The sequence below is a fragment of the Tepidiforma sp. genome (assembly GCF_026419595.1).
Classification (GTDB): Bacteria; Chloroflexota; Dehalococcoidia; order Tepidiformales; family Tepidiformaceae; genus Tepidiforma.
This window is the reverse complement of sequence record NZ_JANZZD010000028.1, coordinates 1-23,316: the sequence shown is the minus strand read 5'-3', so window position 1 is coordinate 23,316 and position 23,316 is coordinate 1. Positions and strand designations below refer to the sequence as shown.

At 70.0% G+C, this 23,316-nt stretch carries 28 protein-coding genes and 1 pseudogene; 19 read left to right on the top strand and 10 right to left on the bottom strand.

Features of this window, described 5'->3' with window-relative positions; genetic code table 11:
• The first annotated feature begins 7 nt into the window (after positions 1-7).
• From rplF to N2041_RS12105, 19 genes and pseudogenes are all read left to right on the top strand, one after another.
• Entirely contained in the window at positions 8-556 is a 549-nt protein-coding gene (gene rplF, locus N2041_RS12195) for a 50S ribosomal protein L6 (protein ID WP_297678859.1), read from the top strand.
• The gene (gene rplR, locus N2041_RS12190; protein ID WP_297678858.1) at positions 553-918 is read left to right on the top strand and encodes a 50S ribosomal protein L18; all 366 of its coding nucleotides are present in this window, start codon (positions 553-555) and stop codon (positions 916-918) included. The genes rplF and rplR overlap by 4 nt, the downstream gene beginning before the upstream one ends.
• The gene (gene rpsE / locus N2041_RS12185; protein ID WP_270057154.1) at positions 919-1,434 is read left to right on the top strand and encodes a 30S ribosomal protein S5; all 516 of its coding nucleotides are present in this window, start codon (positions 919-921) and stop codon (positions 1,432-1,434) included.
• A gap of 1 nt (position 1,435) precedes the next feature.
• Entirely contained in the window at positions 1,436-1,621 is a 186-nt protein-coding gene (gene rpmD / locus N2041_RS12180) for a 50S ribosomal protein L30 (RefSeq protein ID WP_297678857.1), read from the top strand.
• The gene (rplO, locus tag N2041_RS12175; protein WP_297678856.1) at positions 1,621-2,094 is read left to right on the top strand and encodes a 50S ribosomal protein L15; all 474 of its coding nucleotides are present in this window, start codon (positions 1,621-1,623) and stop codon (positions 2,092-2,094) included. The genes rpmD and rplO overlap by 1 nt, the downstream gene beginning before the upstream one ends.
• A gap of 1 nt (position 2,095) precedes the next feature.
• Positions 2,096-3,427: a preprotein translocase subunit SecY gene (gene secY, locus N2041_RS12170; protein WP_297678855.1), complete on the top strand. Its 1,332-nt coding sequence runs from the start codon at positions 2,096-2,098 to the stop codon at positions 3,425-3,427.
• Position 3,428: 1 nt separating this feature from the next.
• Complete coding sequence (locus N2041_RS12165; RefSeq protein ID WP_297678854.1) at positions 3,429-4,067, top strand: adenylate kinase; 639 nt, start codon at positions 3,429-3,431, stop codon at positions 4,065-4,067.
• Positions 4,068-4,074: 7 nt separating this feature from the next.
• The gene (gene map, locus N2041_RS12160; RefSeq protein WP_297678853.1) at positions 4,075-4,845 is read left to right on the top strand and encodes a type I methionyl aminopeptidase; all 771 of its coding nucleotides are present in this window, start codon (positions 4,075-4,077) and stop codon (positions 4,843-4,845) included.
• Between the two features lie 28 nt (positions 4,846-4,873).
• The gene (infA, locus tag N2041_RS12155; RefSeq protein WP_098504661.1) at positions 4,874-5,092 is read left to right on the top strand and encodes a translation initiation factor IF-1; all 219 of its coding nucleotides are present in this window, start codon (positions 4,874-4,876) and stop codon (positions 5,090-5,092) included.
• 28 nt (positions 5,093-5,120) lie between these two features.
• Positions 5,121-5,234, top strand: a complete 114-nt coding sequence (gene rpmJ / locus N2041_RS12150; protein WP_158067480.1) for a 50S ribosomal protein L36 — start codon at positions 5,121-5,123, stop codon at positions 5,232-5,234.
• A 6-nt stretch (positions 5,235-5,240) separates the two neighbouring features.
• On the top strand, positions 5,241-5,621 hold the full coding sequence (gene rpsM / locus N2041_RS12145; protein ID WP_297678852.1) for a 30S ribosomal protein S13: 381 nt from the start codon (positions 5,241-5,243) through the stop codon (positions 5,619-5,621).
• A gap of 12 nt (positions 5,622-5,633) precedes the next feature.
• Entirely contained in the window at positions 5,634-6,044 is a 411-nt protein-coding gene (gene rpsK / locus N2041_RS12140) for a 30S ribosomal protein S11 (protein ID WP_297678851.1), read from the top strand.
• Positions 6,045-6,059: 15 nt separating this feature from the next.
• Positions 6,060-6,689 (top strand): 30S ribosomal protein S4, encoded by a 630-nt coding sequence (gene rpsD / locus N2041_RS12135; protein WP_297678850.1) that lies wholly within the window; start codon positions 6,060-6,062, stop codon positions 6,687-6,689.
• A 27-nt stretch (positions 6,690-6,716) separates the two neighbouring features.
• Positions 6,717-7,913 (top strand): DNA-directed RNA polymerase subunit alpha, encoded by a 1,197-nt coding sequence (locus tag N2041_RS12130; RefSeq protein ID WP_297678849.1) that lies wholly within the window; start codon positions 6,717-6,719, stop codon positions 7,911-7,913.
• A 4-nt stretch (positions 7,914-7,917) separates the two neighbouring features.
• The gene (rplQ, locus tag N2041_RS12125) at positions 7,918-8,529 is read left to right on the top strand and encodes a 50S ribosomal protein L17 (RefSeq protein ID WP_297678848.1); all 612 of its coding nucleotides are present in this window, start codon (positions 7,918-7,920) and stop codon (positions 8,527-8,529) included.
• Positions 8,420-9,292 (top strand): tRNA pseudouridine(38-40) synthase TruA, encoded by an 873-nt coding sequence (truA, locus tag N2041_RS12120; RefSeq protein ID WP_367187731.1) that lies wholly within the window; start codon positions 8,420-8,422, stop codon positions 9,290-9,292. The genes rplQ and truA overlap by 110 nt, the downstream gene beginning before the upstream one ends.
• Positions 9,289-9,696 (top strand): annotated as a pseudogene (rplM, locus tag N2041_RS12115) (50S ribosomal protein L13); the annotation flags it as partial. The gene truA and the pseudogene rplM, both read left to right, overlap by 4 nt.
• 324 nt (positions 9,697-10,020) lie before the next feature.
• Positions 10,021-10,419 carry a 30S ribosomal protein S9 gene (gene rpsI, locus N2041_RS12110; RefSeq protein WP_270057143.1) on the top strand — a complete coding sequence of 133 codons (399 nt, stop codon included), beginning with the start codon at positions 10,021-10,023 and terminating at the stop codon, positions 10,417-10,419.
• A 158-nt stretch (positions 10,420-10,577) separates the two neighbouring features.
• Positions 10,578-11,168, top strand: coding sequence for a hypothetical protein (locus tag N2041_RS12105; protein ID WP_297678847.1), 591 nt, complete (start codon positions 10,578-10,580; stop codon positions 11,166-11,168).
• Between the two features lie 10 nt (positions 11,169-11,178).
• On the opposite strand, the gene N2041_RS12100 is transcribed toward N2041_RS12105, so the two are convergent.
• The 10 genes from N2041_RS12100 to N2041_RS12055 all read right to left on the bottom strand — a co-directional run.
• A complete protein-coding gene (locus tag N2041_RS12100; RefSeq protein ID WP_297678846.1) occupies positions 11,179-11,667 on the bottom strand; it encodes a GNAT family N-acetyltransferase in 489 nt (162 codons plus the stop codon).
• 10 nt (positions 11,668-11,677) lie between these two features.
• Entirely contained in the window at positions 11,678-12,442 is a 765-nt protein-coding gene (locus N2041_RS12095) for an aminoglycoside adenylyltransferase domain-containing protein (RefSeq protein ID WP_297678845.1), read from the bottom strand.
• A gap of 9 nt (positions 12,443-12,451) precedes the next feature.
• The gene (locus tag N2041_RS12090) at positions 12,452-13,255 is read right to left on the bottom strand and encodes an alpha/beta fold hydrolase (protein ID WP_297678844.1); all 804 of its coding nucleotides are present in this window, start codon (positions 13,253-13,255) and stop codon (positions 12,452-12,454) included.
• A 65-nt stretch (positions 13,256-13,320) separates the two neighbouring features.
• The gene (locus N2041_RS12085; RefSeq protein WP_297678843.1) at positions 13,321-14,340 is read right to left on the bottom strand and encodes a VWA domain-containing protein; all 1,020 of its coding nucleotides are present in this window, start codon (positions 14,338-14,340) and stop codon (positions 13,321-13,323) included.
• Positions 14,337-15,260 carry a DUF58 domain-containing protein gene (locus tag N2041_RS12080; RefSeq protein ID WP_297678842.1) on the bottom strand — a complete coding sequence of 308 codons (924 nt, stop codon included), beginning with the start codon at positions 15,258-15,260 and terminating at the stop codon, positions 14,337-14,339. Before N2041_RS12080 ends, N2041_RS12085 begins: the two co-directional genes overlap by 4 nt.
• Entirely contained in the window at positions 15,257-16,207 is a 951-nt protein-coding gene (locus N2041_RS12075) for an AAA family ATPase (RefSeq protein WP_367187730.1), read from the bottom strand. Before N2041_RS12075 ends, N2041_RS12080 begins: the two co-directional genes overlap by 4 nt.
• A 247-nt stretch (positions 16,208-16,454) precedes the next feature.
• The gene (locus tag N2041_RS12070; RefSeq protein ID WP_297678840.1) at positions 16,455-18,344 is read right to left on the bottom strand and encodes an aldehyde ferredoxin oxidoreductase family protein; all 1,890 of its coding nucleotides are present in this window, start codon (positions 18,342-18,344) and stop codon (positions 16,455-16,457) included.
• A gap of 99 nt (positions 18,345-18,443) precedes the next feature.
• Complete coding sequence (locus N2041_RS12065) at positions 18,444-20,807, bottom strand: CoA transferase (RefSeq protein WP_297678839.1); 2,364 nt, start codon at positions 20,805-20,807, stop codon at positions 18,444-18,446.
• A gap of 4 nt (positions 20,808-20,811) precedes the next feature.
• Positions 20,812-21,057, bottom strand: a complete 246-nt coding sequence (locus tag N2041_RS12060; protein ID WP_297678838.1) for a hypothetical protein — start codon at positions 21,055-21,057, stop codon at positions 20,812-20,814.
• Positions 21,058-21,188: 131 nt separating this feature from the next.
• On the bottom strand, positions 21,189-23,316 hold a 2,128-nt coding region (locus N2041_RS12055; RefSeq protein WP_297678837.1), incomplete at its 5' end, for a Calx-beta domain-containing protein.

Below are 23,316 nucleotides of genomic sequence, written 5' to 3'. Positions count from 1 at the left end.
GTATCCGATGTCTCGAATCGGCCGACAACCCATCCCCGTCCCGCCCAACGTCACCATCACCATCGACGAGCACAACAACGTCGTCGTGAAAGGGCCGAAGGGCGAGCTCAGCCGCCAGTTCCCGCCGCGCGTCTCCTTCGAGCGGCAGGACGGCATCATCACCGTCCGCCGCGCCAGCGACGACGGCGAAGACCGCGCGCTCCACGGCCTCAGCCGCACGCTCCTCGCCAACATGGTGACCGGCGTCACGAGCGGCTTCACCAAAGTCCTCGAAGTCCAGGGCGTCGGCTACCGCGCCCAGCTGCAGGGCTCCAACCTCCAGCTCGCCCTCGGCTTCTCCCACCCCGTCATCGTCAACCCGCCTGAGGGCATCAAGTTCAACGTCGAAGGCCCCCGCATCACCGTCGAAGGCATCGACAAGGAGCGCGTCGGCCAGGTCGCGGCCAACATCCGCAAAATCCGGCCGCCCGAGCCGTACAAGGGCAAAGGCATCCGCTACCTCGGCGAACGCGTCCGCCGCAAGGCCGGCAAGTCCGGGAAGGTTGGCAAGAAATGAGCACCACCACCAGCGTCCTCGCGCGCAAGCGGCGCCACCTCCGCGTCCGCAAGAAGGTCTCCGGCACGCCGCAGCGCCCGCGGCTCAACGTCTTCCGCAGCGCCCAGCACATCTATGCCCAGGTCATCGACGACACCACCGGGCATACCCTCGCTGCCGCCAGCGACGTCGAGCCCGCGCTCGCTGAGCAGGCCAAAGGCAAGACGAAAACCGAGCGCGCCCAGCTCGTCGGCGCCGCCATCGCCGAGCGCGCCCGCGCGAAAGGCATCGAGGCCGTCGTCTTCGACCGCGGCGGCTTCCTCTATCACGGTCGCGTTCGCGCCCTTGCCGAAGCAGCGCGCGAAGCGGGATTGGGGTTCTAAATGGCCGACAATCGCCCGGATCGCTACGAACAGCCCGGCCCGGAAGACCTCTCCGAGAAGGTCATCTACATCAACCGCGTCGCCAAGGTCGTCAAGGGCGGCCGCCGCTTCAGCTTCTCCGCCCTCGTCGTCGTCGGCGACGGCCGCGGCTCGGTCGGCGTCGGCCTCGGCAAGGCGAACGAAGTGCCGGAGGCCATCCGCAAGGGCTCCGCACAGGCCCGCCGCAACATGGTCCGCATCCCCATGAAGGGCGGCACCATCAGCCACCCCGTCTGGGTCCGCTTCAAGGCCGCGAAGGTCATGCTCAAGCCCGCCAGCCACGGCACGGGCGTCATCGCCGGCGGCGCAGTGCGCTCCATCATGGAGGCGGCCGGCGTCACCGACGTGCTCGCGAAGACCTTCGGTTCGCGCAATCCGATCAACGTCGCCCAGGCCACCATCCGCGGCCTCGCCACCATGCAGGATACCGATGGCGCCCGCGAACGCCGCCTCGCCATCGCCCGTGGAGAACAGTGAGATGGCTCGCCTCACCGTCACCTGGCGCAAGAGCGCCATCGGCTACAACAAAGAGCAGAAAGACACCATCCGGAAGCTCGGCCTCCGCCGGCTCCAGCAGACCGTCGAAGTCGAGGACACGCCCGCCATCCGCGGCATGCTCAGCAAAGTCGCCCACCTCATCGACGTCAAGGAAGGAGGCGCCTGATGTTCGGCGCGCATGAACTCCGCCCGCCCCGCGGCGCCACCCACGCGAAGAAGCGCGTCGGCCGCGGCAACTCCAGCGGCCACGGCACCTACGCCGGCCGTGGCCTCAAAGGCCAGCGCTCCCGCTCCGGCAAGAAGCTCGCCTACGACGCGTTCGAAGGCGGCCAGTTCCCCACGTCCCGCAAGTTCCACGTCCTCCGCGGCTTCAACAACAAGTGGCGCGTGCCCTTCCAGCCCGTCAACCTCGAAGCCCTCGAGCGCTTCGCCGACGGCACCGAGGTGACCCCCGAAACGCTCAAGCAGGCGGGCATCCTGAAGCATCTCCGCGAACCGGTGAAGATCCTCGGCCGCGGCGAGCTCACCCGGAAGCTCACCGTCGCCGCCCATGCCTTCAGCGCCACCGCGAAGGAGCGGATCGAATCCGCCGGCGGCACGGCCGTCGTCATCTCCGACGCCCCGGAAAAGGACCGCTGACATGACCGTCCAGGCAGCGCAGCGCCCGCGCCTCCTCCAGGCCATGGTCGATGCCTTCCGGCAGGAAGACGTCCGGCGGAAGCTCCTCTTCACGCTGGCGATGCTCGTCGTCTTCCGCTTCGTCGCCCACGTGCCGCTGCCGAACATCGACCGCGAAGCGCTCAAGCAGGCGTTCGAAGGCAACGCGCTGCTCGACTTCCTCAGCATCTTCTCCGGCGGCGCCCTCCAGAACCTCAGCGTCGCCGCCCTCGGCGTCTACCCCTACATCACCGCCTCCATCATCATGCAGATCCTCCAGCCGCTCGTGCCCTCGCTCCGGGCGCTCGCGGAGGAAGGCGAACAGGGCCGGCGCCGCATCCAGGTCATCACCCACTGGGTCGCCGTCCCGCTCGCGATGGTGCAGGGCTACGGCCAGATCCTCTTCATCAACGCCCAGGGCAATGACGTCGTCCGCGACTTCGGCTTCCAGAACGACGTCCTCGGCACGCTCGCCACGCTCTTCACCCTCGCCGCCGGCACGATGTTCCTCGTCTGGCTCGGCGAACTGATCACCGAGCACGGCATCGGCAACGGCGTCTCGCTCATCATCTTCGGCGGCATCGTCGCCACCCTGCCCTCGCTCATCCCCAGCATCACCACCACGAGCATCCTCACGGTGCTCGCCTTCGCCGTCGGCGCCCTCGCCCTCATCTACCTCGTCGTCTTCTTCCAGGAGGCGCAGCGCCGCGTCCCCGTCCAGTACGCCCGCTCCGCCTTCCGCGGCGGACGAATGTACCGGCAGCAGGGGCAAAGCCATATCCCCCTGCGGGTCAACATGGCCGGCATGATCCCGCTGATCTTCGCCTTCTCGATCATGATTCTCCCGGCTACCATCGCCTCCTACTTCATCAACTCCGGCGGCTGGGTCGGCTCCGTCGCCCGCTTCTTCGTCGACCAGTTCCAGGGCGGGCGCGGCGGCAGCGGCACCGGCTGGTACTGGCTCATCCTCTTCGTGCTGGTCGTCATCTTCACCTTCTTCTACACGATGGTGCAGTACCAGCAGCAGCAGATCGCCAAGAACCTCCAGCGGCAGGGCGCCTTCATCCCGGGCATCCGCCCCGGCCCGCCGACCGAGGCCTACCTGATGCGCGTCGTCACCCGCATCACCTGGGCCGGCGCCTTCTTCCTCGGCTTCGTGGCCATCATCCCCTTCTTCGTCGGCCTCTTCACCGACGTCCGCGCCCTCACCATCTCTTCCACCGGGTTCCTCATCGTCGTCGCCGTCGTGCTCGATACGATGAAGCAGCTCGAAGCCCAGCTACTCATGCGCAACTACGAGGGGTTCATTCGCTAACGTGTACATCGTCCTCCTTGGTCCACCCGGCGCCGGCAAAGGAACCCAGGCCCAGCGCATCGCTGCGGCTACCGGGCTCGTCCACATCTCCACGGGCGACATGTTCCGCGAGCACGTCCGCAACAACACCGAACTCGGCCAGCTCGCCAACCAGTACATGTCCCGCGGCGAACTCGTGCCCGACGACGTCACCGTCAAGATGCTCCTCGAGCGCATCTCCCGCGAAGACGCCGCCGCCGGCGCGATGTTCGACGGCTTCCCCCGCAACGTCGTCCAGGCGAAGGCCCTCGATGACGCCCTCGCCGCGCGCGGCGCCCGCATCGACCGCGCCCTCCTCATCACCGTCTCCGATGAGGAGCTCGTCGCCCGCCTCGGCGGCCGCTGGATCTGCCGGAACTGCGGCAAGCTCTACCATGAACGGAACGACCCCCCGAAGCAGCCCGGCGTCTGCGACGCCTGCGGCGGCGAACTTTACCAGCGCGACGACGACCGACCCGAGGTCGTCCGCGCCCGGCTGGAGAAGCAGAAGCCCCCGGCCGACCTCATCGAGCACTACCGCAAGGCCGGCGTCCTCCGCGAAATCGACGGCGAACGCTCGCTCGATGACGTGACCGCCGCCCTGCTGGAGGCCATCAGGTAGCAGCGGCATGGCGATCAAGCTGAAGTCCGAGGAAGAGATCCGCCTGATGCGCGAGGCTGGCCGCCTCGTGGGGCGCACCCTCGCCCAGATTCGCGAGATGGTGCGGCCCGGCCTCAACATCCTCGAGATCGAAGCCTTCGTCACCCAGGAGTTCAAAAAGGCCGGCGCGAAGGAAACCTTCCGCAACTACCGGCCCTCGCCCCGCTACCCGCCCTACCCCTCCAACATCTGCATCAGCATCAACGAGCAGCTCGTGCACGGCATCCCCGTCGACCGCGTCCTCCAGGAAGGCGACATCGTCACCTTCGACCTCGGCGCCACCCTCAACGGCTACGTCGGCGATTCGGCCATCACCGTCGGCGTCGGCAAAATCAGCCCCCTGGCGGAGAAGCTCCTGCGCGTCACGGAAGAGGCCCTCTGGGCCGGCATCCGCGCCGCCCGGGCTGGCAACTACCTCAACGACGTCCGCGGCGCCATCGAAGACGCGATCCGGCCGCACGGATTTGGTATCGTAAAAGGGTATGGCGGCCACGGCGTGGGCCGCGACATGCACGAAGAGCCGCACGTCGAGAACTATCGCCAGCGCTTCCGCGGGCCCGAACTCAAGCCCGGGCTCGTCCTCGCGCTCGAACCCATGGTCACCGCCGGCTCGCCGGAGGTCGTCGAAGGCCCCGACGGCTGGACCGTAAGCACGAAAGACGGTAGCTTATGCTGTCATTTCGAGCATACCATCGCCATCCGCGCCGAGGGTGAGGCCGAGGTCCTCACCCTCCCATGACGTTCCGAACTCCACCGCACGAGGTTCTATGGCAAAAAAGGACGCGATCGAAGTCGAGGGCACCGTGGTCGAACCCCTCCCCAACGCCATGTTCAAGGTCGAGCTGGCCAACGGCCACGAAGTGCTCGCCCACGTCAGCGGAAAGATCCGGATGAACTTCATCCGCATCCTTCCCGGCGATCGCGTTCTCGTTGAACTTTCGCCCTACGACCTCACCCGCGGGCGCATCACCTACCGATTCAAATAGGCCGACCGGGCCGACGACCAGGAGAGCCATGAAAGTACGAGCATCCGTCAAGCCACGCTGCGACAAGTGCAAGGTCATCCGCCGGCACGGTCGCGTCATGGTCATTTGCGAAAATCCCAAGCACAAGCAGCGCCAGGGGTAAGGCCGCATGGCACGTATCGCAGGAGTCGACATCCCAGCCGACAAGCGACTCGAAGTCGCCCTCACCTACATCTATGGCATCGGCCCGACCCGCGCCAAGGAAGTCCTCGCGGCCACCGGCATCTCCCCCGATGCCCGCGCGCGCGACCTCACCGATGAAGAGGTCCTCCGCATCCGCGACTTCATCGAGAAGAACTACATCGTCGAAGGCGACCTCCGCCGCGAAGTCCGCCAGAACATCGCGCGGCTCATCGAAATCAACTGCTACCGGGGCCAGCGCCACCGCCGCAACCTCCCCGTCCGCGGCCAGCGCACCCGCACCAACGCCCGCCAGAAGCGCGGCGCCCGCAAGACCGTCGCCGGCAAGAAGCGCGCCGGGAAGAAGTAACAGGAGCTCCCCATGGCCGATCAGAAACGTGGTGCTGCCGACAAGAACCGCCGCCTGAAGCGGCGCGAACGCAAGTCCATCCCGCGCGGGCGCGCCTACATCAAGAGCACCTTCAACAACACCCTCGTGACGCTCACCGACCCGAACGGCAACGTCATCGCCTGGGCGTCGGCCGGCGCGTCCGGCTTCAAGGGCTCCCGCAAAGGCACCCCCTTCGCTGCCCAGATGGCCAGCGAAAACGCCGCCCGCCGCGCCATGGAGCACGGCCTCCAGACTGTCGAAGTCTACGTCCGCGGCGCCGGCAGCGGCCGCGAAGCCGCCATCCGCTCCCTGCAGGCCGCCGGCCTCACCATCACCGCCATCCGCGACGTCACCCCCATCCCCCACAACGGCTGCCGCCCGCCCAAGCGGCGCCGCGTCTAGGAGCGCATCACCCCTATGGCACGCTACACCGGCCCCGTCTGCCGCCTTTGCCGCCGCCACGGCGAAAAGCTCTTCCTCAAGGGCGAACGCTGCTTCACGCCCAAGTGCGCGTTCGAGCGGCGGCCCAACCCGCCCGGCCCCCGGCCGGCCCGCCGCCGCAAGATCAGCGACCGCGGCCTCCAGCTGCGCGAAAAGCAGCGCGCCCGCGCCTCCTACGGCGTCCTCGAAAAGCAGTTCGTCCGCTACTACAAGGAGGCCATCCGGCGGCCCGGCGTCTCCGGCGAAAACCTCGTCCGGCTCCTCGAAACCCGGCTCGACAACATCGTCTACCGCCTCGGCTTCGCCGATTCCCGCGCCCAGGCCCGCCAGATCGTCCGCCACGGCCTCATCGCCGTGAACGGCCGCAAGATGGATGTCCCCTCTGCCCACCTCAAGGAAGGCGATACCGTCTCCTTCACCCCCCGGGGCCAGCGCAGCGAGTTCTACAAAATCGTCCAGGACGCCATCAAGTCCAAGAACCCGCCATCGTGGCTCACCCTCGACCTGGCGAACATGTCCGGCAAGGTCACGGCTCCGCCGGCCGTCGTCCCCGGCGAAACCCACCTGTTCAACGAAAACGTCATCATCGAGTACTACTCGCGCTAACCCCGTCAACGGTTGAGGGCACCCATCATGGAATCTCTCGAGCTGCTCGGGCACACGGGTGAAGCCGCCCACCCCCGGCTCACGGTCGAAGACCAGACCGCGACCTATGCCCGCCTCGTCGCCGAACCCCTCGAGGCCGGCTACGGCATCACCCTCGGCAACGCCCTGCGCCGCGTCCTCCTCTCCTCCCTCGAAGGCGCGGCCATCACCTCCGTGCGCATCGACCAGGTGCAGCACGAGTTCTCCACGATCCCCGGCATGGCCGAGGACACCACCGAATTCCTCCTCAACGTGAAGGAGGTCCGCCTCAAGCCGATCTCCAACCGGCCCGCCACCATCTCCCTCGATGTCGAAGGCCCGGCCGTCATCACCGCCGCCGACCTCCAGGTCCCGGCCGATTTCGAACTCGTCAACCCCGACCTCTACCTCGGCCGCCTCGAAACCGCCGGCAGCCGGCTCACCGCCGAGTTCCACGCCGAGCTCGGCAAGGGCTACCAGCCCGCCGGCTCCGTCGAAGGCATGCCCATCGGCGTCATCCCCGTCGACGCCATCTTCACCCCCATCCGCAAGGTCAACTACCGCGTCGAAAAGACCCGCGTCGGCCAGTCGACCAACTACGACCGCCTCATCCTCGAGGTCTGGACCGACGGCACCATCGACCCCGTCGAAGCCGTCGGCTTCAGCGCCGAGATCCTCGTCGAACAGTTCTCGCTGTTCATCCAGCACGCACGGCCCGAGCTCGGCCACGCCTACCACCCCTCCCTCGCCAGCGGCGCCACCGGCGGCCTCCTCATGCCGCCCGACCGCTACAACACGCCGATCGAAGACCTCCAGCTCTCCGTCCGCGCCTACAACTGCCTCAAGCGCTCCGGCCTCATGACGGTCGGCCAGGTCCTCGAGAAGTCGGAGGATGAGCTCCTCGGGCTGCGCAACTTCGGCCGCAAGTCCTACGACGAGCTGCGCGAGCGCCTCATCGAACTCGGCTACATCGACCCGAACCAGCCCGGCCTCGTCCCGGTTGCGGACCAGCCGGCGCGCCCCGGCGGCCGCACCGCCGCCCGGCCCGGCAGCGCGGCCGCGCGCACGGCCCGGACCAGCGCCGTCATCATGGACGACGAAGAAGAAGACGAAGAAAACCTGAGCGCCCTCGGCAAGGCCCTCAAAGAAGCGCTGCTCAAAGACGGCAGCGCCGAGGACCTCATCGGCGCCGACGACGAGGAGTAGCCCCATGCGACACCGCGTAGCCGGCCGCCACCTCGGCCGCGAAACCAGCCACCGGATGGCCCTCTACCGGAACCTGGTCACCGACCTCCTCCGGTACGAGAAGATCACCACCACCGAGGCCAAGGCGAAGGAGATCCGCCCCATGGCGGAGCGGATCATCACCCTCGGCCGCCGCGGCGACCTCCACGCCCGGCGCCAGGCCCTCCGCTTCCTGTACGACCCGAAGGTCGTCAAGAAGGTCTTCGACGACATCGGCCCGCGCATGAAAGACCGGCCCGGCGGCTACCTCCGCATCACCGCCCTCGAGCCGCGCAAGGGCGACGGCGCGCGCATGGCGACCATCGAACTCGTCGACATCGCCGGCGCCGTGGCCATGCCCCGACCCCAGCGCGTGACCGCCCCGCCGTCCCAGCGCCGCGCCCCCACCCCTGGCGCAGCTGCCGCGGCGGCTGCCGCCGCCGAGATCGAGGCCAGCCGCGCCGCCGAAGCGGAAGCCGCCGCCGAAGCTGAGGCCGAAGAAGCGCAGGCCGCCGAGCCCGAAGCACAGGCCGAAGCTCCCGCTGAAGCCGAAGCCCCGGCCGCCGAAGCGCCCGCCGAGGAGGAGAAGAACGACTGACGCCGCCGCCGCGAAGCGCTTCGCGGCTACGGTCAGCTACGACGGGACCGACTTCGTCGGCTCCCAGGTCCAGCCCAACGGCCGGACCGTACAGGAAGAACTCGAACGCGCCGCGGAGCGCCTCTTCGGAGCCCCAACGCGCGTCGACCTCGCCGGGCGCACCGATTCGGGCGTCCACGCGCGGGGACAGGTGGCCGCCTTCACCGCCGCGACCCGGCTCGAAGCGGCCGCCATCGGGCGAGCGCTCAACGCGCTCCTGCCCGAAGATGTAGCAGTGCGCGCAGTGCGCGATGTCCCGCCGGGGTTCGACCCCCGCCGCTGGGCTCGCCGCCGCCGCTACCGCTACACCATCGCCAACGGCGAGGCGCGAGACCCCCTCGCGCGCCGCTACGCCTGGCACCTCGAGGGCAGCCTCGACCTGCCGGCCATGCAGCACCTCGCCGGGGCCTTCGCCGGCAGGCGCGATTTCAGCGCCTTCGCCGGCAAACTCGAACCGGGGCGCTCACCCGTGCGCACCGTCTTCGAGACCACCGTCAATCGCTCCGGCGATTGGCTGTACATCGACATCGAGGCAGACGCGTTCCTGCCCCAGATGGTCCGGCGCATCACCGCCGCACTCGTCCGGGTCGGGCGCCACGCCGCAACCGAGGAGGAAATCGTCAGCCTGCTTCACCAGGCACGCCCGGGCAGCTTCATCCACGTCGCCCCCGCCCGCGGCCTCTGCCTCGAACGCGTCTGGTACGACGAGGGATATCAGCCATGAACACCACCGTCCGCATCAAAGCTTCGCAAATTTATAAAGACTGGCACGTCATCGACGCCGCCGGCCAGCCCCTCGGCCGCGTCGCGACCCGCGTCGCCACCCTCCTCCGCGGCAAGCACAAGCCCACCTTCGAGCCCCACCTCGATGACGGCGACTTCGTCATCGTCGTCAACGCCTCGAAGATCCGCGTCTCGGGCAAGAAGGCGCAGGAGATGGTCTACTACCGCCACTCCGGCTACCCGGGCGGCCTCAAGGCGCGCAGCTTCTCCGAGCAGCTCCAGCGCTTCCCGGAAAAGGTCATCGAGCGCGCCGTCTGGGGCATGCTGCCGAAGGGCCCGCTCGGCAAGCAGATGCTCAAGCACCTGAAGGTGTACGGCGGCCCCGAGCACCCGCACCAGGCGCAGGTCATCGCCAGCCAGCGCGCGCAGGAAGCCCGCAAGGCGCAGCTCGAAGCGCTCGCCAACGAACCGTACCGCCCGAAGGGCCTCCGCCCGCTGACCGCCGCCGAGGTCGTCGTGCCCGCCGCGCCCTCCAGCGAGGCCGCCGAAGTGGCGCGCCGGGCCCGCGCCCGCGTCCTCCAGCAGGAGGCCGAAGCCCCGGCCGCCGAAGCCGACGCCCAGGCGCAGGCCGCGGCCGAAGCGACCGCTGGCGATGCCCCGGCCGAGGCCGCCGAAAAGCCGGCCCGCCGGCGCCGCACCCGCGCAGAGCAGACCGAGGAGTAACCACCCATGGCCGAGCAGCAGTACTACTACGGCACTGGCCGCCGCAAGACCGCCGTCGCGCGTGTCCGCCTCATCCCCGGCCCCGGCGCCATCATCGTCAACGGCAAGCCGATGGAAGAGGTCTTCGCCCGCGAAACCCACCGCGTCGAAATCCTCGAGCCCCTCAAGCGGCTCGGCCGCGAAGGCCGCTTCTCCGCCACCATCAAATGCGCCGGCGGCGGCATCAGCGGCTGGGCCGGCGCCATCCAGATGGGCATCGCCCGCGCCCTCGTCGCGTCCGACCCCTCGCTCAAGCCGCTCCTCAAGCGGCCCGAAAACCTTCTCACCCGCGACGCCCGCATGAAAGAGCGGAAGAAGCCCGGCCTCAAGCGGGCCCGCAAGGCGCCGCAGTTCACGAAGCGCTAACCCTCGCCGCTTCTCACGTCTGCACTGCCCCCGGGAGGCCCCGTCGCGGGCCTCCCGGCGTTTCCGTGCCCGGTCACCATCCCGTCACCCGCGGGTTCCCGGCCTCCCGCTCCGCGCTGCCCCGGTTCGCGCCGATCGCCACCCTGGGGAGGCATCGCGTGGACAAAGGGAACCTCGTCTTCCTCGGAGCGCTGCTCGCTGCCGGCGCGCTCGCCTACCAGTCGACCATGGGCGGCGCGGCTGCCCCGCCCGCCGCCGAAACGCCGACGCCGGAAGCCAGCGACCACGCCGCTGATGACCACGGGGACGACGGCCACGCCACCCCCGAAGCCGCACATGCCGCTCGCACGCCGACGCCCGCGCCCCACGGCTCCGTCACCCCGCCAGCCGGCACGCCGACGCCCACCCCGACCATCCGTCTCACCCTCGACCAGGTCCGGGGACTCCCCCGCGCGACGCCGACGCCAGCCCGTCCCGCTGCCCCGGCGTTCCGGCCGCCCGCGCCCGCCAGCGCGCCAGCCGCGCCGCCGCCTGCCTCACCGCCAGCGCTGACGCCCACGCCGACGCCGACCCCTTCGCCAGCGCCGTCTCCCGTCCCATCGCCGGCGCCGCCCCCCGCGCCGGCACCGACCGAGGCGCCCGCACCGACACCCACGCCGACCCCGACCGTCGCGCCCGGCGGCCTACCCTATCCTCCGCCGCTGCCGCCGCCGCCGGACGGCAGCCTCGGTTCGCCCCCGCGCGAATGAGCGCCGCCGCCTACGGCAGAGCCCGGCCGCTCCCGATGCGCAGCTCGAGCACGTCGTCCGGCGCCGCGAACCCGTGCCGCGCGTAGAGATCGCGGCTCCCCGAGGTCGGCCACAGGACCACCGAATCCACCTTCGCCGCCCGGCAGGCCTCCAGCGCCGCCCCCAGCAGGGCCGCGCCGATGCCCTGCCCCCGCCGCGCCGGCGCGACGAACATGCTCGTCACGTAGCCGTGCAGCTCCTCCTCGGGCCCCGGGTTCGGCACCTTTTCGATGAGCTGCAGCCACGCGCAGCCGATCGCCTCGCCGCCGTCGTCTTCGGCCAGCCACGCCCGCCAGCGGCCGCCTTCCTCGAGGCGCGCCGCCATCCAGGCCGCCGCCCGCTCGAGGAATCCCGCCTCGTCCTCCGACGCCTGGCCAATCTCGGCCCGGAACGCCCACCGCAGCCGCGCGAGCATGCGCGCATCTGCTGCAGCCGCCGGCCGGACGCTCCAGCCGTCCACGGCAGCCGGCCTACTCGTCCTCGTCCAGGTCCATCCGAACCCGGTTGATCTCGTCGAGCACCCAGCCGACGAACCGCTCGGCGTGCTCCTGGCTCGGGCCCGTCGCCGAGCGGCCGAGGTGCTGCTTCAGCGCCAGCCGCACCGGCATCATGTTCTTCCGCTGGCGGAAGAACCAGTACGCGCCTTCCTGCTTGCTCACTAGCTCGCCCGTGTAGGCGTACCGCAGCGCCCGCACCGCGTTCAGCACGGCGTACCCCGGCGTGGCGTTTGCCACCGCCCAGCCCAGCTCATCGGCCATCGCCTCGAGCACCCAGCTCCGCGGGATGATCGGGAACATCTCTTCCGGCTCGGGGCCGATGATCGCCCGCCCTTTCTCCCGCGCCACCGCGTAGTGGAGCAGCAGGTCCGGGTCGCCCGGGTGCCCGTGCCCGTCGACGAAGGTCCGCGCCTCCGGCACCGTGCAGAGGTGCAGCTCGAACGGCGGCGAGTGGCTTTCGACGTCCAGCGACGCGTCCGTCACGATGCTCAGCTCGAGCCCGGAGCCTGGACACGGCATCTCCGGGTCCATCAGCAGCTCAGCGATCTGACGCTGCTGGTCCTTCGTCAGCGGCTCCTCCACCACCGCCAGCATGTCGAAATCCGACCGCTGGTACTGGAACGCCCCCATCGTCGCCGAGCCGTGGAGATAGAGCCCGATCAGGTTCTCCCCCAGCGCCCGGTCGAGACGCCGCCCAACGTCCCGTGAAAACCCCATGATCTTCCGTTGCAAATGCATGCCCGCACCCTACCTTGTGGTGTGACGCTCCAGGAACCCCATCACCGCCGCGCCCGCTTCCTCGCGAAACTCGATGAAGTACCCGTGCCGCCCTCCTTCGACCAGGTACAGCTCCGCCCCCGGGATCTGCCCGGCCAGCAGTGCGGCGTTCGCGGTCGGATTGATCCGGTCCTCCGTCCCGTGAATCACCAGCACCGGCGCGCGGATCTCCGTCAGCCTCTCCCATGCATCGTGCCCCTGGCTTGCTTCGTAATGCAACCGCTGGGCATACGCCGGGATGGGATTCCTCGCCCGTTCGCGCAAAACGGCCAGGTACTCAGGGTGTGCCGCCAGCCAGCCCGGGCTCACCATCTCTTCCGCGAGGAACCGGGCCGCCTCCTCCGGGTCCGCCGGGCGCGTGCGCATCTTCGCATCGACCTCAGGCGGCCGCTTCACCCCGTGCGCATCCCCCGGTGTCGTGCACCCGAGCACGACCGCGCCCACCCGGTCCGGGTAGTCGATGGCGATCCACTGGCAGATACGGCCGCCCATCGAGATGCCGTAGATGTGCGCCCGCTCGATGCCCAGGTGGTCGAGCAGCCCAACCGCATCGGCCGCGAACATCCGCGTGGTGTAAGGCGGCTCGCCCGGCTTGTCGCTCTGCCCGGTCCCCCGGTGGTCGTAGACGATGACCTGGAACCGGCTGGCGAAGTCCCCGAGCACCGGGTCCCATCCGTGGTGGTCGCTCCCCTGTCCCATCACGAGCAGCAGCGGCTCGCCCGAACCGTGCACCTCGTAGTACAGCCGCACCCCGTTGCATACCGCGAACGGCATGGCGGAACCCTACCGAATCGCTGCCCCCGATGCAATCTCGTTCCATCCTGAACGAATGGTCAGGACTACGGGAACCGGTTGAACCAGAGCAGCCCCAGCGCGCCGCCGGCGAGCACCAGCACCCCCGCCAGCCCGGCCGCCGCCCAGCTCACCTCGGTCCGCTCCTCGACGTAACCGATGCGGTCGCCGAGGTCGCGGTAGATGCTCTCGAGCTGGCTCGCGCCCGGCGCCTCGAACGCCCGGCCGCCGGTGACCTCGGCGATCGCCTGCAGCGTTTCGAAGTCCGGCGGCACCCGCACCGTCCGCTGCCGGCCCTGCGGGTCGGTCACCACCGCGACGCCGTCCGGCGTGCCGAGCGCAATCGCGTAGACCGGGATGCCCGTGTCGGCAGCGAGCTGCGCCGCGTCCAGCGGCTGGTACGTCCCCACCGTTTGCGCCCCGTCCGAGAGCAGCACGATGACCGCCGGGGCCGCTTCGCCTTCGCCCCGGATTGGCGCCGGCGTCGCGGGCGTGCCGTCCGCGTTCGTCCCGGCAGGCTGCTGCTCCAGCGCCGCCCGGACCACGTCCACCGCCGTCGCCAGCGCGTCGCCCATCGCCGTGCCGCCGAGCGGCGTCAGCCGGTCGATCGCGGCGTGCACCTGCTCCTTCTCCGTCGTCGGCGGCACGAGCACGTTCACCCCGCTCGAAAAGCTGATGAGGCTGATGCGGAAGTCCTTCGGCAGCCGGTCCACCAGCGTGTGCGCCGCCTCCTGCGCCGCCGCCATCCGCGTCGGTGCCACGTCGGTCGCGTTCATCGAGCCCGAGACATCCGTCACGAGCACGACCGTCCCCTCCTGCCGCGGCGTCTTCGTCACCAGCTGCGGCCGCGCGAGGGTGAAGACGACCGCGGCAATCGCGAGCAGGTAGAGCGCCGGCGGCAGGTGCCGCCGCCAGTTCGGGCTCGCCTCCACCACGTTCGCCAGCAGGTCGAGGTTCGTGAACCGCGCCGCGTACTTCGGGCGCCGCCGCTGCGCCAGCGCATAGAGGCCGGCCAGCAGCGGCACGGCCGCCAGCCCCAGCAGCATCCACGGCCAGAGGAAGGTCATCGAACGTATCCTTTCTCGAGCAGCCCGGCCGCGAACGGCCGCAGCCAGTCGCCCGACGTCGAAAGCACGATGTGGCGCGCGCCGGCCCGGGCGATCGCTGCCGCCACCTCCGCCCGCTCGGCCGCAGCAGCCGCCGCGAACCGCTCCCGGAGCCGACGCGACCCGGTATCCACCCGCAGCCGTCGCCCCGTCTCGGGGTCCATCAGCCACAGCTCGCCGACGTCCGGCAGCTCCTGCTCGCGCGGGTCGCGAATCTCGACGGCCAGCACGTCATGCCGCGCGGCCACCTGCAGCAGCGGCCGCTCCCAGTCGCGCGGCCCTCGGAAGTCCGAGACGATGAGCACGAGCCGTCCGCGCCCGGCCAGCCGGTCGACCCGCTGCAGCGCCCGGCCGAGCGAGGCCGCCGCCCCGCCCGCCGGCGGCTGGAGCCGCAGCGCCAGCAGCAGCGCGAGCAGCCCGGCCCGCCCCTGCGCCGGCCGCATCAGCCGCTCCCGTTCGCCGTCGAACAGGTAGACGCCGAGCGCGTTCCCGTGCCGGGTCGCCACGTGGCCCGCGGCCAGCGCCACCCCCTCCGCCACGTCGTACTTCCGCCGGTCCGCCGTCCCGAACAGCATCGAGGCCGAAGCATCGAGCACCAGCCACGTCGTCAGCACCCGCTCCGCCACGAATTCCCGGACGTGGGGGACGAGCGTCCGGGCCGTCACGTTCCAGTCGATCCGCCGCACGTCGTCCCCCGGCACGTATTCCCGCACCTGGGCCAGCTCCGTGCCGGTCCCGAGCCCGTGCGAGCGGAAGTCGCCCGCGAGCAGGCTGCTCACCCGCCGCCCGACCGTGATGTCGAGCGCCCGCAGCACCGCTTCGGGCATCGGCCCTGGCCCCGGGGCGTCCGGCGTCGGCCGCCGGGCGAGCAGCGCACTCACGCGGACGCCTCGGCCGCCAGTTCGATGCGCGGCACCGGCACCGCAGCGAGAATCCCGTCGAGGATCTGGTCTGGCGTCACCCCCTCGGCCAGCGCCTGGTACGTCAGCACCATCCGGTGGCGCAGCACGTCCCGCGCGAGGTCGAACACATCCCCCGGCAGCACGTACGCCCGCCCCCGCAGCAGCGCCACCGCCCGCGCGGCGTGCACGAGGTTGATGCTCCCGCGCGGGCTCGACCCGAACGCGATGTGCTCCTTGTGGCGAACCAGCCCGTACCGCTCCGGGTGCCGCGTTGCATCCGCCAGCGCCACCGCGTACTCCGCCACCGCGCGGTCGACGTACACCTCGGCGGTGAGCGCCTGGAACCGCGCGAGCTCCTCCACCGGCAGCACCTGCTTCACGCTGCCGACCGGCGCCAGCGACCGCTGCACGATTGCCAGCTCCTCCGCCTGCGCCGGGTAGTCCACGATCACCTTCATCATGAACCGGTCGACCTGCGCCTCCGGCAGCGGGTAGGTGCCCTCCGATTCGATCGGGTTCTGCGTCGCCATCACGAGGAACGGGTGCGGTACGCGGAACGTCTCGAGCCCGATCGTCACCTGCCGCTCCTGCATCACCTCCAGCAGCGCCGATTGGACCTTCGCCGGTGCGCGGTTGATCTCGTCCGCCAGCAGGATGTTGCAGAACACCGGGCCCTTTTCGGCCACGAACTGGCCGGTATCCGGCCGGTAGATGCGCGTGCCCACGAGGTCGCCCGGCACGAGGTCCGGCGTGAACTGCACCCGGTGGAACGTCCCGCCGAGCACATCCGCCACCGTCTTGACGGTGAGCGTCTTGGCCAGCCCGGGCACGCCTTCGATGAGCAGGTGGCCGTTCGCCAGCAGCGCCACGAGCACTCGCTCCAGCATCTGCTCCTGCCCGACGATCACCCGCTTGATTTCGAACATCGCCGCTTCGAACACGGCATGCGCCCGGGCCGCCGCCTCCTGCCGCGATTCGTCCTGCCAACCGGTCACGCGCTACCTCCGGGAGTTGGGGGCCATCGCGGGCCCGTGCCACCTACCCTGAAGCATCGCGCCGCAAATGGCGGTAAAGCATGGCCGCCTGGGCCGGCCGCCGTTTCCCTCCTCCATACGCAGCGCGCCCCTCCCGGATCCCGGGAGGGGCGCGCAGGAACGGCCGGCAGGCCGGAAATTACGCGTGCAGCGCGGCGGCGACGTCCTGCAGGCCGAGCGATTCGAGCTTCGCCTTCGAGGGCTTGCAGGTCTCCGTGTCCCAGTCGCAGGCCTTCAGGAACTCGACTTCGAGCGTCTCGGTATCGAGCTTGATGCCCTGCAGCGGACCGGCGTGCGTCGCCTCGGTCGATTCACCCGTGACCCGCGGCGGCACGTGCCGCTTCCGCGGGTTGCCGCCCTCGCGCACCTCGTACGCCATGCGCAGGTTCGCGATGCGCTCGCCGATCTGCATCATCTCGTTGAGGTCCATGTCCCAGCCGGTCACGGAGTTGAACCACGTCGGGATGTTGGCGGTGTTCGCCGCCATCATCACGAACTGGCACATGCCGCCGGCGTTCACCACGTGCATGTACTCGCTCGCGGCCTTGTGGTGCTCGCCGCGGCCGGTGTAGACCTTGTTGTCGGCCGGCGCCGGCGGAATCTTCCCGAGCCGCTTGTTCCCCTCGTACTGGGTGTGGCGCGCCGGCGTCGGGTCGAGCTTGTAGGTCGTGTGGTACTCGGGCTGGAGCTTCGGGTCGTGCATCGGCAGCTCCTGGCCGCCGATGTGCATCGCATACTTCTCGGCCCCGCGCCCGATCTTTTCGGCCGCGACCTTCACGCCGTCGGCGAACACCGCCGCGATGCCCTTGCGCTCGCCCATCGCCTTCAGGAACGCGATCATCGCGTCCGCATCGCCCCACCGGAGCTCGATGCCCTCGGTGTCTTCCTTCGTGATGATGCCGTTCTCGTAGCACTCGATCGCCATCGAGATGGCGCCGCCGGCGCTGATGACGTCGAACCCGTACTCGTTGCACAGGTGGTTCGCGTAGATCAGCGCGTCCGGGTCGGCCACGAGGTTCATCGTGCCGAAGGCTGCCATCGCCTCGTACTCCGGCCGGTGCGTGTGGTGCGGGTACGGGTACTTCGGGTTCGTCGACTCTTTCGATTCGGCGCCGCACGCCATCGGGCACCGCCAGCAGCCGTACGACTTCTCCATCCGCGGGTTGATCTGCGAGCCGCCGTCGATCTGCTGCGCGATCGGGAAATCGATGATGCCCACGCCGCCCCAGTTCTTCACCGGGCTATCGCCGTTGAGGGCCGACATCGCCGTGATGCCCGTCGTCCCGAAGTTGTGGAAGAAGTCCCGCAGCGGCTTCACGAACTGGTCGAGGTTCTCCCGGAGCAGCTTCGTCGTCTCCGGCGTCTGGCTGATGACCTTCCGCTCGGCCAGCACGACGACCGCCTTCAGCTTCTTCGAGCCCATCACGGCGCCGACGCCAGAGCGGGCCGCCAGCCGGCCGTGGTCGTTGCACACGCCGCTGATGAGCGAGAGGGTCTCGCCCGCCGGGCCGATGTTCGCCACGCTCGCTCGCTTGCCGTGCCGGTCCTTCAGCACCTTCTCGTTCTCGATGGCGCCCTGGCCCCAGAGGTCGCTCGCGTCGCGCAGCTCGAACTTGTCGTTGTCGATGAGCAGGTAGACCGGCTTCTCGGCCTTGCCGAAGAACATGATGCCGTCCCAGCCGGCGAGCTTCAGCACGCCGCCGAAGTCGCCGCCGCAGTTGGCATCGCCCCAGCCGCCGGTGAGCGGGCTCTTGCAGACCACCTGCCACCGCTGCCCGAAGAGCGGCGTGCCCGTCAGCAGCCCCGCGAACATGCCGAGCATGTTCTCCGGGCCGAGCGGGTCCGCACCCTTCGGCACGCGGTCCCAGAGCATCCGCGCGCCGATGCCGTACCCGCCGAGGTACTGCCGGTACAGCGATTCGTCCGGGTATTCGACCGTGATCTCACCCGTGGTGAGATTCACGTTCAGCATCTTCCCGTTGTAGCCCTTCTCCGCGAGGGCGCCATTGGTCGCCGTTGCTGTCGTCAACTCCCTTTGCCTCCCTGGCGCTGGTTGCGCCGTGCTGCGCCCTGCATCGTTGCCGGTTTCACGAACGCCCGCAATATGCTCGGGCGGGCATAGCGAAACTCACCCGATGCCGGCCGCCAGCCGCGCCACCTCGTCCGCTTCCAGCCCGAGCACCTCGAGCAGCACCTCCATCGAATGCTCGCCGAGGCACGGCGCCGGCCGCCGCGGCCCGCTCCGGTAGCCGCTCACGATGAACTGGTGTCCCTCGTACGGCACCTCGCCCATCTCCGGGTGCACCAGCGGGTGGAAAAACTCCCGGTGCGCCAGCTGCGGGTCGCAGAGCAGGTCGCTCGACCGCTGCACGAACCCGGCCGCGACGCCGGCAGCCTGCAGCCGCCGCATCAGGTCGAGGCCATCCTGGCCGGCCGTCCACGCGGCCAGCTTCGCGTCGACCTCCTCCTTCCGCGCGCGCCGTCCGTCGGCCGTCTTCAGCGCCGGGGCGGCCGCCCACGCTTCGCCGATGACGCCCGCCAGCCGCTCCCACATCGCGTCGTCCTCGACCGCGATGGCGATCCATTCGTCGTGCCCCGCGACCGGGTACGCGCCGTGCGGCGCCATCTCCCGGTCCTCGTTCCCGGCCCGCCGGGGCACCCGGCCGTTCACCTGGTACTCGACGAGCTCGGTGGCGAGGAAGTGCAGGGCCGCCTCCATCTGCGCCTGCTCGATGCGGCAGCCCTCGCCGGTCCGCTTCCAGCGATCGATCGCCGCCATCACGGACGTCGCGAGGAACCGCGGCGCAATCGTGTCCGTGTACGCCGTGAATGGACCCGAAGGCGGCCGGTCGTCCCAGCCCGTCACCTCGTAGAAGCCGGAGATGGCCGCCGCGTGGTTGCCGTAGCCCGCCAGCTTCGCCCCTGGCCCCGTCTGCCCCATCAGGCACGTCGAGACGTAGATGACGTCCGGGTTCAGCGCCTTCGCCGCCTCGTAATCCAGCCCAAGGTCCGCCATCGTGCCCGGCGTGAACGATTCCAGCACCACATCCGCCCAGGCGATGAGCTTCCGCGCGATTTCACGCCCTTCTTCCGTCTTCAGGTTGAGCGCAATCGACCGCTTCGAGGTGTTGAAGGCCCCGAAGAACTGGCTCCGGTTCGGCCCGAAGACGCCGTCCTTGAACGGCCCGCCCACGCGCAGCCGGTCCGGCGGGTTCGAGGTCTCGATGCGGATGACGTCCGCCCCGTGGTCCGCGAGGTACTTCCCGGTGATCGGCCCCACGCCGATCCACGAGAAATCCGCGACCTTCAGCCCGGCGAACGGCAGCGTCCCTTCCGGTTCGCCGCCGGGCACCTGGCGCGGTTCGCGCGGCGGGGGTTCGCCCTGCGGTTCGACCTTGCTCCCGAACTCCAGCGGGCCGCACATCGCCCGCACCCACGGGCCCGGCGCCTTCACCACCACGCCCGGCCGCACTTCGAGGTCGCGCCAGTACTCCCGGACCTGCAGGTGCACGAAGTCGAGGATCTCCGGCACGGTCGTCACCGGCGCGAAGGTCACCCCGGAGGCCAGCCCAATCTCGAGGAGCTCCTTCTTGGTCCTGGTTTCGATCCACTGCTGGAGCTTCTCGAGCACCTCCTCGTAGCCGTACTTCAGCGGCTCGCCGGCGAGCACCTTCACGTCGTAGCGGGCCCACTCCTCGCCTTCCAGCCACTCCTCCGGCACGATGCCGTCCCGCACCAGCCACGCCATCATCGGCTTGAGTGTTGCCCCGTTCCCGAGCACTACCACCTCGCCGTCCTTCGCCCGGTAGACCATCGGCAGCGTGATCGTGCCGAGCTGGAGCGCCGTCCCGGCCCGTTCGAAGTCCCGCCCCTGGATGGCGTGCGCGATCATCGCCTGCAGCCCCGTCCAGAAGACCGCGGCCTGCACCGAGACGTCGACGAATCGGCCGACGCCCGTCCGCTCCCGCAGGTGGTGCGCCACCATCGCGCCGACCGCGCTCTCCGCCGCGCCGTGGAGCCAGCATTGCGGCACCGTCACGCGCACCGGCGGCCGGTCGGGGTCGCCGTTGAGCGCCATCATCCCGCCCATCGCCGCGAGCACGAGGTCGGGCGCGCGAAAGTCGGCATACGGCCCGTCCTGCCCGAACGGGCTCAGCGCCACGTACACCAGCCGCGGGTTGATGCCGAGCAGCACCTCGTGCCCGAGCCCCCGCGCGGCCATCGCGCCCGGCCCCGCATTCTCGAACACGAAATCCGCCCCGCGCACGAGGTCGAAGAACCGGTTCCGCCCCTCCTCCGTATCGAGGTCGAGGCCCACCCGCTGCTTGCCGCGGTTGTAGACCGCGTAGCGCAGCGCGTTCCCGGGCTCCGGTTCGAACCCGGGCGGCTCGATGCGGATGACCTCCGCGCCGAGATTCGCGAGCATCATCGGGCCGAGCGCGGCCCGTTCATCGGTCAGGTCGAGCACGCGGTAGGGGCTCAGCATGCCCATCGTCCTACTCTCCCTTGCTCTCCAGGCGGTCGAGCCGCGCCATCAGCTTCTGGTCGATGCTGTAGTGCCGGAGCACCTCCCACCCGAGGATCCCGGCGCCCGCGAGGATGCCCCCGGCCACCGCCAGCCACCCCGTGTCGTTCGCCGCGCCGATGCCGACCAGCACCGCGCCCGCCCCGGCGATGAGCGCGCCGACGGCCGACGTGACGTGTCCCTCTTCGCTCTCGTGGAGCCTGCGCCAGCTCCCCATATCTGCGCCTCCGATTGCTGGAATCGGGCGCAACTATAGCAGCGCCGGGAGCCTCCTGAGCGCCTGCGAAGCGAAAAAGGGGCCGATTCGGCCCCTTTTTCTTCAGCGCTGCCCCGCCCCGGGGACGGAGGTCAGTTCGCCGGCGCGACCCAGGTCACGCTTGCGGGCGCCGTCGGCCGCAGGGCGATGAAGTACGCCGTCCCGGTGCGGAACGTCGTGAAGTCGTTCGCCCCCGGCAGGTTCTCGGTGCCCGGGAAGTAGCCGCCCCACGACTGCGTTTGCGGGTTGAACAGCCACACGGCCCCGACCTGCGCCGAGATGTTCGTCGTGCCGGCCTGCGTCCCGCCGATCGCCTGGCTGATCGGCTTGTTGTCCGCGCCCGTCCAGACGATGAGCGTGAAGGTCCGGTAGAGCGTGTAGGTGATCGTCCCCGCCGAGGTCACGGTGAAGTTGTCCGCCGCCGTGTTGGCGCTCGTGCCGGCCGGCGTCGTGACCCGCACGTCGTACGTCCCGGCGGCCAGCCCCGCGGGCACCGTCGCCGTGATCGTCGTGCTGTTGACCACCGTGAACGTTGCGGCCGTGGTCCCGAAGGTCACCGCGGTCGCGCCGGTGAAGTTCGTGCCGGTGATCGTCACCGTCGTCCCGGTCGGGCCGCTGGCCGGGCTCACGCTCGTCACCGTCGGCGCCGGCGACCCCGTGCAGGTGAAGTCGTCCGCGACGGTGTTCGGGCTCGTGCCGCCGGGCGTCGTCACCCGGACGTCGTAGGTGCCCGCCGGCTGCACCGGCGCGACCGCCACCAGCTGCGTCGGCGAGAGGTAGGTGAACGTCGCCTGCACGGTCCCGAAGGCCACCGTCATGCCGCTCGACGTGAACCCGGTCCCCGTCACGGTCACGACCGTCGCGCCGTTGCAGAGGCCCTGCGTCGGGCTGATCGCCGTCACCGTCGGCCCCGCTGTGTAGATGAAGTCGTTCGCTGTCCCGGTCGTGACGTTCTGCCCGTTCGGGGTCGTGACGACCACTTCGGCCACGCCGGCCGGATTCGGCGGCGTCACGCACGTGATCGTCGTCGCGCTCACCACTACCAGCGACGTGCACGGCACGCCGTTGAACGTGACCGACGTCGCGCCGGTGAAGTTCTGCCCGGTGATCGTGACCGGCGTCCCGCCCGCGACCGGGCCCGCGCCCGGCACGATGGACGTGATGACCGGGATGTTCGTCGAATCGGTAATCGTCAGCGTCGCCGTCGACGGGGTCCCGAGGACGGCGCCGCCCGTCGGGTTGCTGAGCTGCAGGATGACCGTTTCCGGCCCCTCGATGAACGTGTCCGGCACGGGCGTCACGGTGAACGACTTGTTGCCGCCCTCGCCGTTCGCCCAGGTCAGCGTGCCGCTCGCAGCGACGAAGTCGAGCCCGAACGTCGCCGTCCCGCCCGCAACCGTCGCGTAGTCGACCGTCACCGCGCCGGTGGTGCCGCCGGTCCGCGAGACCGTGATCGTGATCGCGCCGCCGGCTTCGCTGCCCGTGTAGGTCGCCGAAGTGAACTGGATGCTCCCCGTCCCATCGTCGTCGAGGATCGTCAGCGTGGCCGTTGCCGGCGAACCGAGCGCCGCGCCGGTCGCCCCGCTCAGCTGCAGGATGACCGTCTCCGGCCCCTCGACCAGCGTGTCCTGCAGAATCGGGATAGTGCAGAACTGCGTCGTGCTGTCGCCGCTGCCCCAGTTCAGCGTCTGCGATGCGACCGCCGTGTAGTCTGACCCGGCCGTTGCCGTCCCGCCGGTGATGGTGCTGCACTGCACGCTCGCGGCCCCCGTGCTGCCGCCCGTCCGCGTCACGGCGATGCTCGCGGTGCCCGCGCCTTCGCTCACGCTGTAGGTCGCCTGTGCGAACTGCAAGGTCCCCGGCCCATCGTCATCGACGATCGTGATCGTGTGCTGGGTGATCGAACCCGCGCCGCCGGTGAAGCCCGTTATCGGCGTCCCGAGCTCCAGCACGATCGTCTCGTTCATTTCCGTCGACGTGTCGCCGACGATGGTCACATGGCAGTTCTTCGGCCCCGTCTCTGTGGGGTTGAAGGTGATGGTCTGGTTCGTGAACGAGTAGTCGACGCCGCCGGTCGCCGTGCCCGGCGACGCCGCCAGCTTGCAGGTCACGCTGTCGGTCCCCGCGGTCGAACCGTTCCGCACCACCGCGACGTTGACGCCCTGCGTGCCGCTGTTCCCCTCGGTCACGCTCGAGCTCGCGGTCTGGAACGAATACTGC

Bases quoted from the DNA above. Each gene is read 5' to 3' on its own strand.
- N2041_RS12130 (WP_297678849.1), top strand. From the start codon at position 6,717: ATGGAATCTCTCGAGCTGCTCGGGCACACGGGTGAAGCCGCCCACCCC.
- rpsK (WP_297678851.1), top strand. From the start codon at position 5,634: ATGGCCGATCAGAAACGTGGTGCTGCCGACAAGAACCGCCGCCTGAAG.
- rpsI (WP_270057143.1), top strand. From the start codon at position 10,021: ATGGCCGAGCAGCAGTACTACTACGGCACTGGCCGCCGCAAGACCGCC.
- secY (WP_297678855.1), top strand. From the start codon at position 2,096: ATGACCGTCCAGGCAGCGCAGCGCCCGCGCCTCCTCCAGGCCATGGTC.
- rplR (WP_297678858.1), top strand. From the start codon at position 553: ATGAGCACCACCACCAGCGTCCTCGCGCGCAAGCGGCGCCACCTCCGC.
- N2041_RS12065 (WP_297678839.1), bottom strand. From the start codon at position 20,807: ATGGGCATGCTGAGCCCCTACCGCGTGCTCGACCTGACCGATGAACGG.
- N2041_RS12095 (WP_297678845.1), bottom strand. From the start codon at position 12,442: ATGCATTTGCAACGGAAGATCATGGGGTTTTCACGGGACGTTGGGCGG.
- rpsE (WP_270057154.1), top strand. From the start codon at position 919: ATGGCCGACAATCGCCCGGATCGCTACGAACAGCCCGGCCCGGAAGAC.
- rpsM (WP_297678852.1), top strand. From the start codon at position 5,241: ATGGCACGTATCGCAGGAGTCGACATCCCAGCCGACAAGCGACTCGAA.
- N2041_RS12085 (WP_297678843.1), bottom strand. From the start codon at position 14,340: ATGACCTTCCTCTGGCCGTGGATGCTGCTGGGGCTGGCGGCCGTGCCG.
- infA (WP_098504661.1), top strand. From the start codon at position 4,874: ATGGCAAAAAAGGACGCGATCGAAGTCGAGGGCACCGTGGTCGAACCC.
- N2041_RS12075 (WP_367187730.1), bottom strand. From the start codon at position 16,207: ATGTTCGAAATCAAGCGGGTGATCGTCGGGCAGGAGCAGATGCTGGAG.
- rpsD (WP_297678850.1), top strand. From the start codon at position 6,060: ATGGCACGCTACACCGGCCCCGTCTGCCGCCTTTGCCGCCGCCACGGC.
- rpmD (WP_297678857.1), top strand. From the start codon at position 1,436: ATGGCTCGCCTCACCGTCACCTGGCGCAAGAGCGCCATCGGCTACAAC.
- rplF (WP_297678859.1), top strand. From the start codon at position 8: ATGTCTCGAATCGGCCGACAACCCATCCCCGTCCCGCCCAACGTCACC.
- N2041_RS12090 (WP_297678844.1), bottom strand. From the start codon at position 13,255: ATGCCGTTCGCGGTATGCAACGGGGTGCGGCTGTACTACGAGGTGCAC.
- N2041_RS12060 (WP_297678838.1), bottom strand. From the start codon at position 21,057: ATGGGGAGCTGGCGCAGGCTCCACGAGAGCGAAGAGGGACACGTCACG.
- rplQ (WP_297678848.1), top strand. From the start codon at position 7,918: ATGCGACACCGCGTAGCCGGCCGCCACCTCGGCCGCGAAACCAGCCAC.
- rpmJ (WP_158067480.1), top strand. From the start codon at position 5,121: ATGAAAGTACGAGCATCCGTCAAGCCACGCTGCGACAAGTGCAAGGTC.
- rplO (WP_297678856.1), top strand. From the start codon at position 1,621: ATGTTCGGCGCGCATGAACTCCGCCCGCCCCGCGGCGCCACCCACGCG.
- map (WP_297678853.1), top strand. From the start codon at position 4,075: ATGGCGATCAAGCTGAAGTCCGAGGAAGAGATCCGCCTGATGCGCGAG.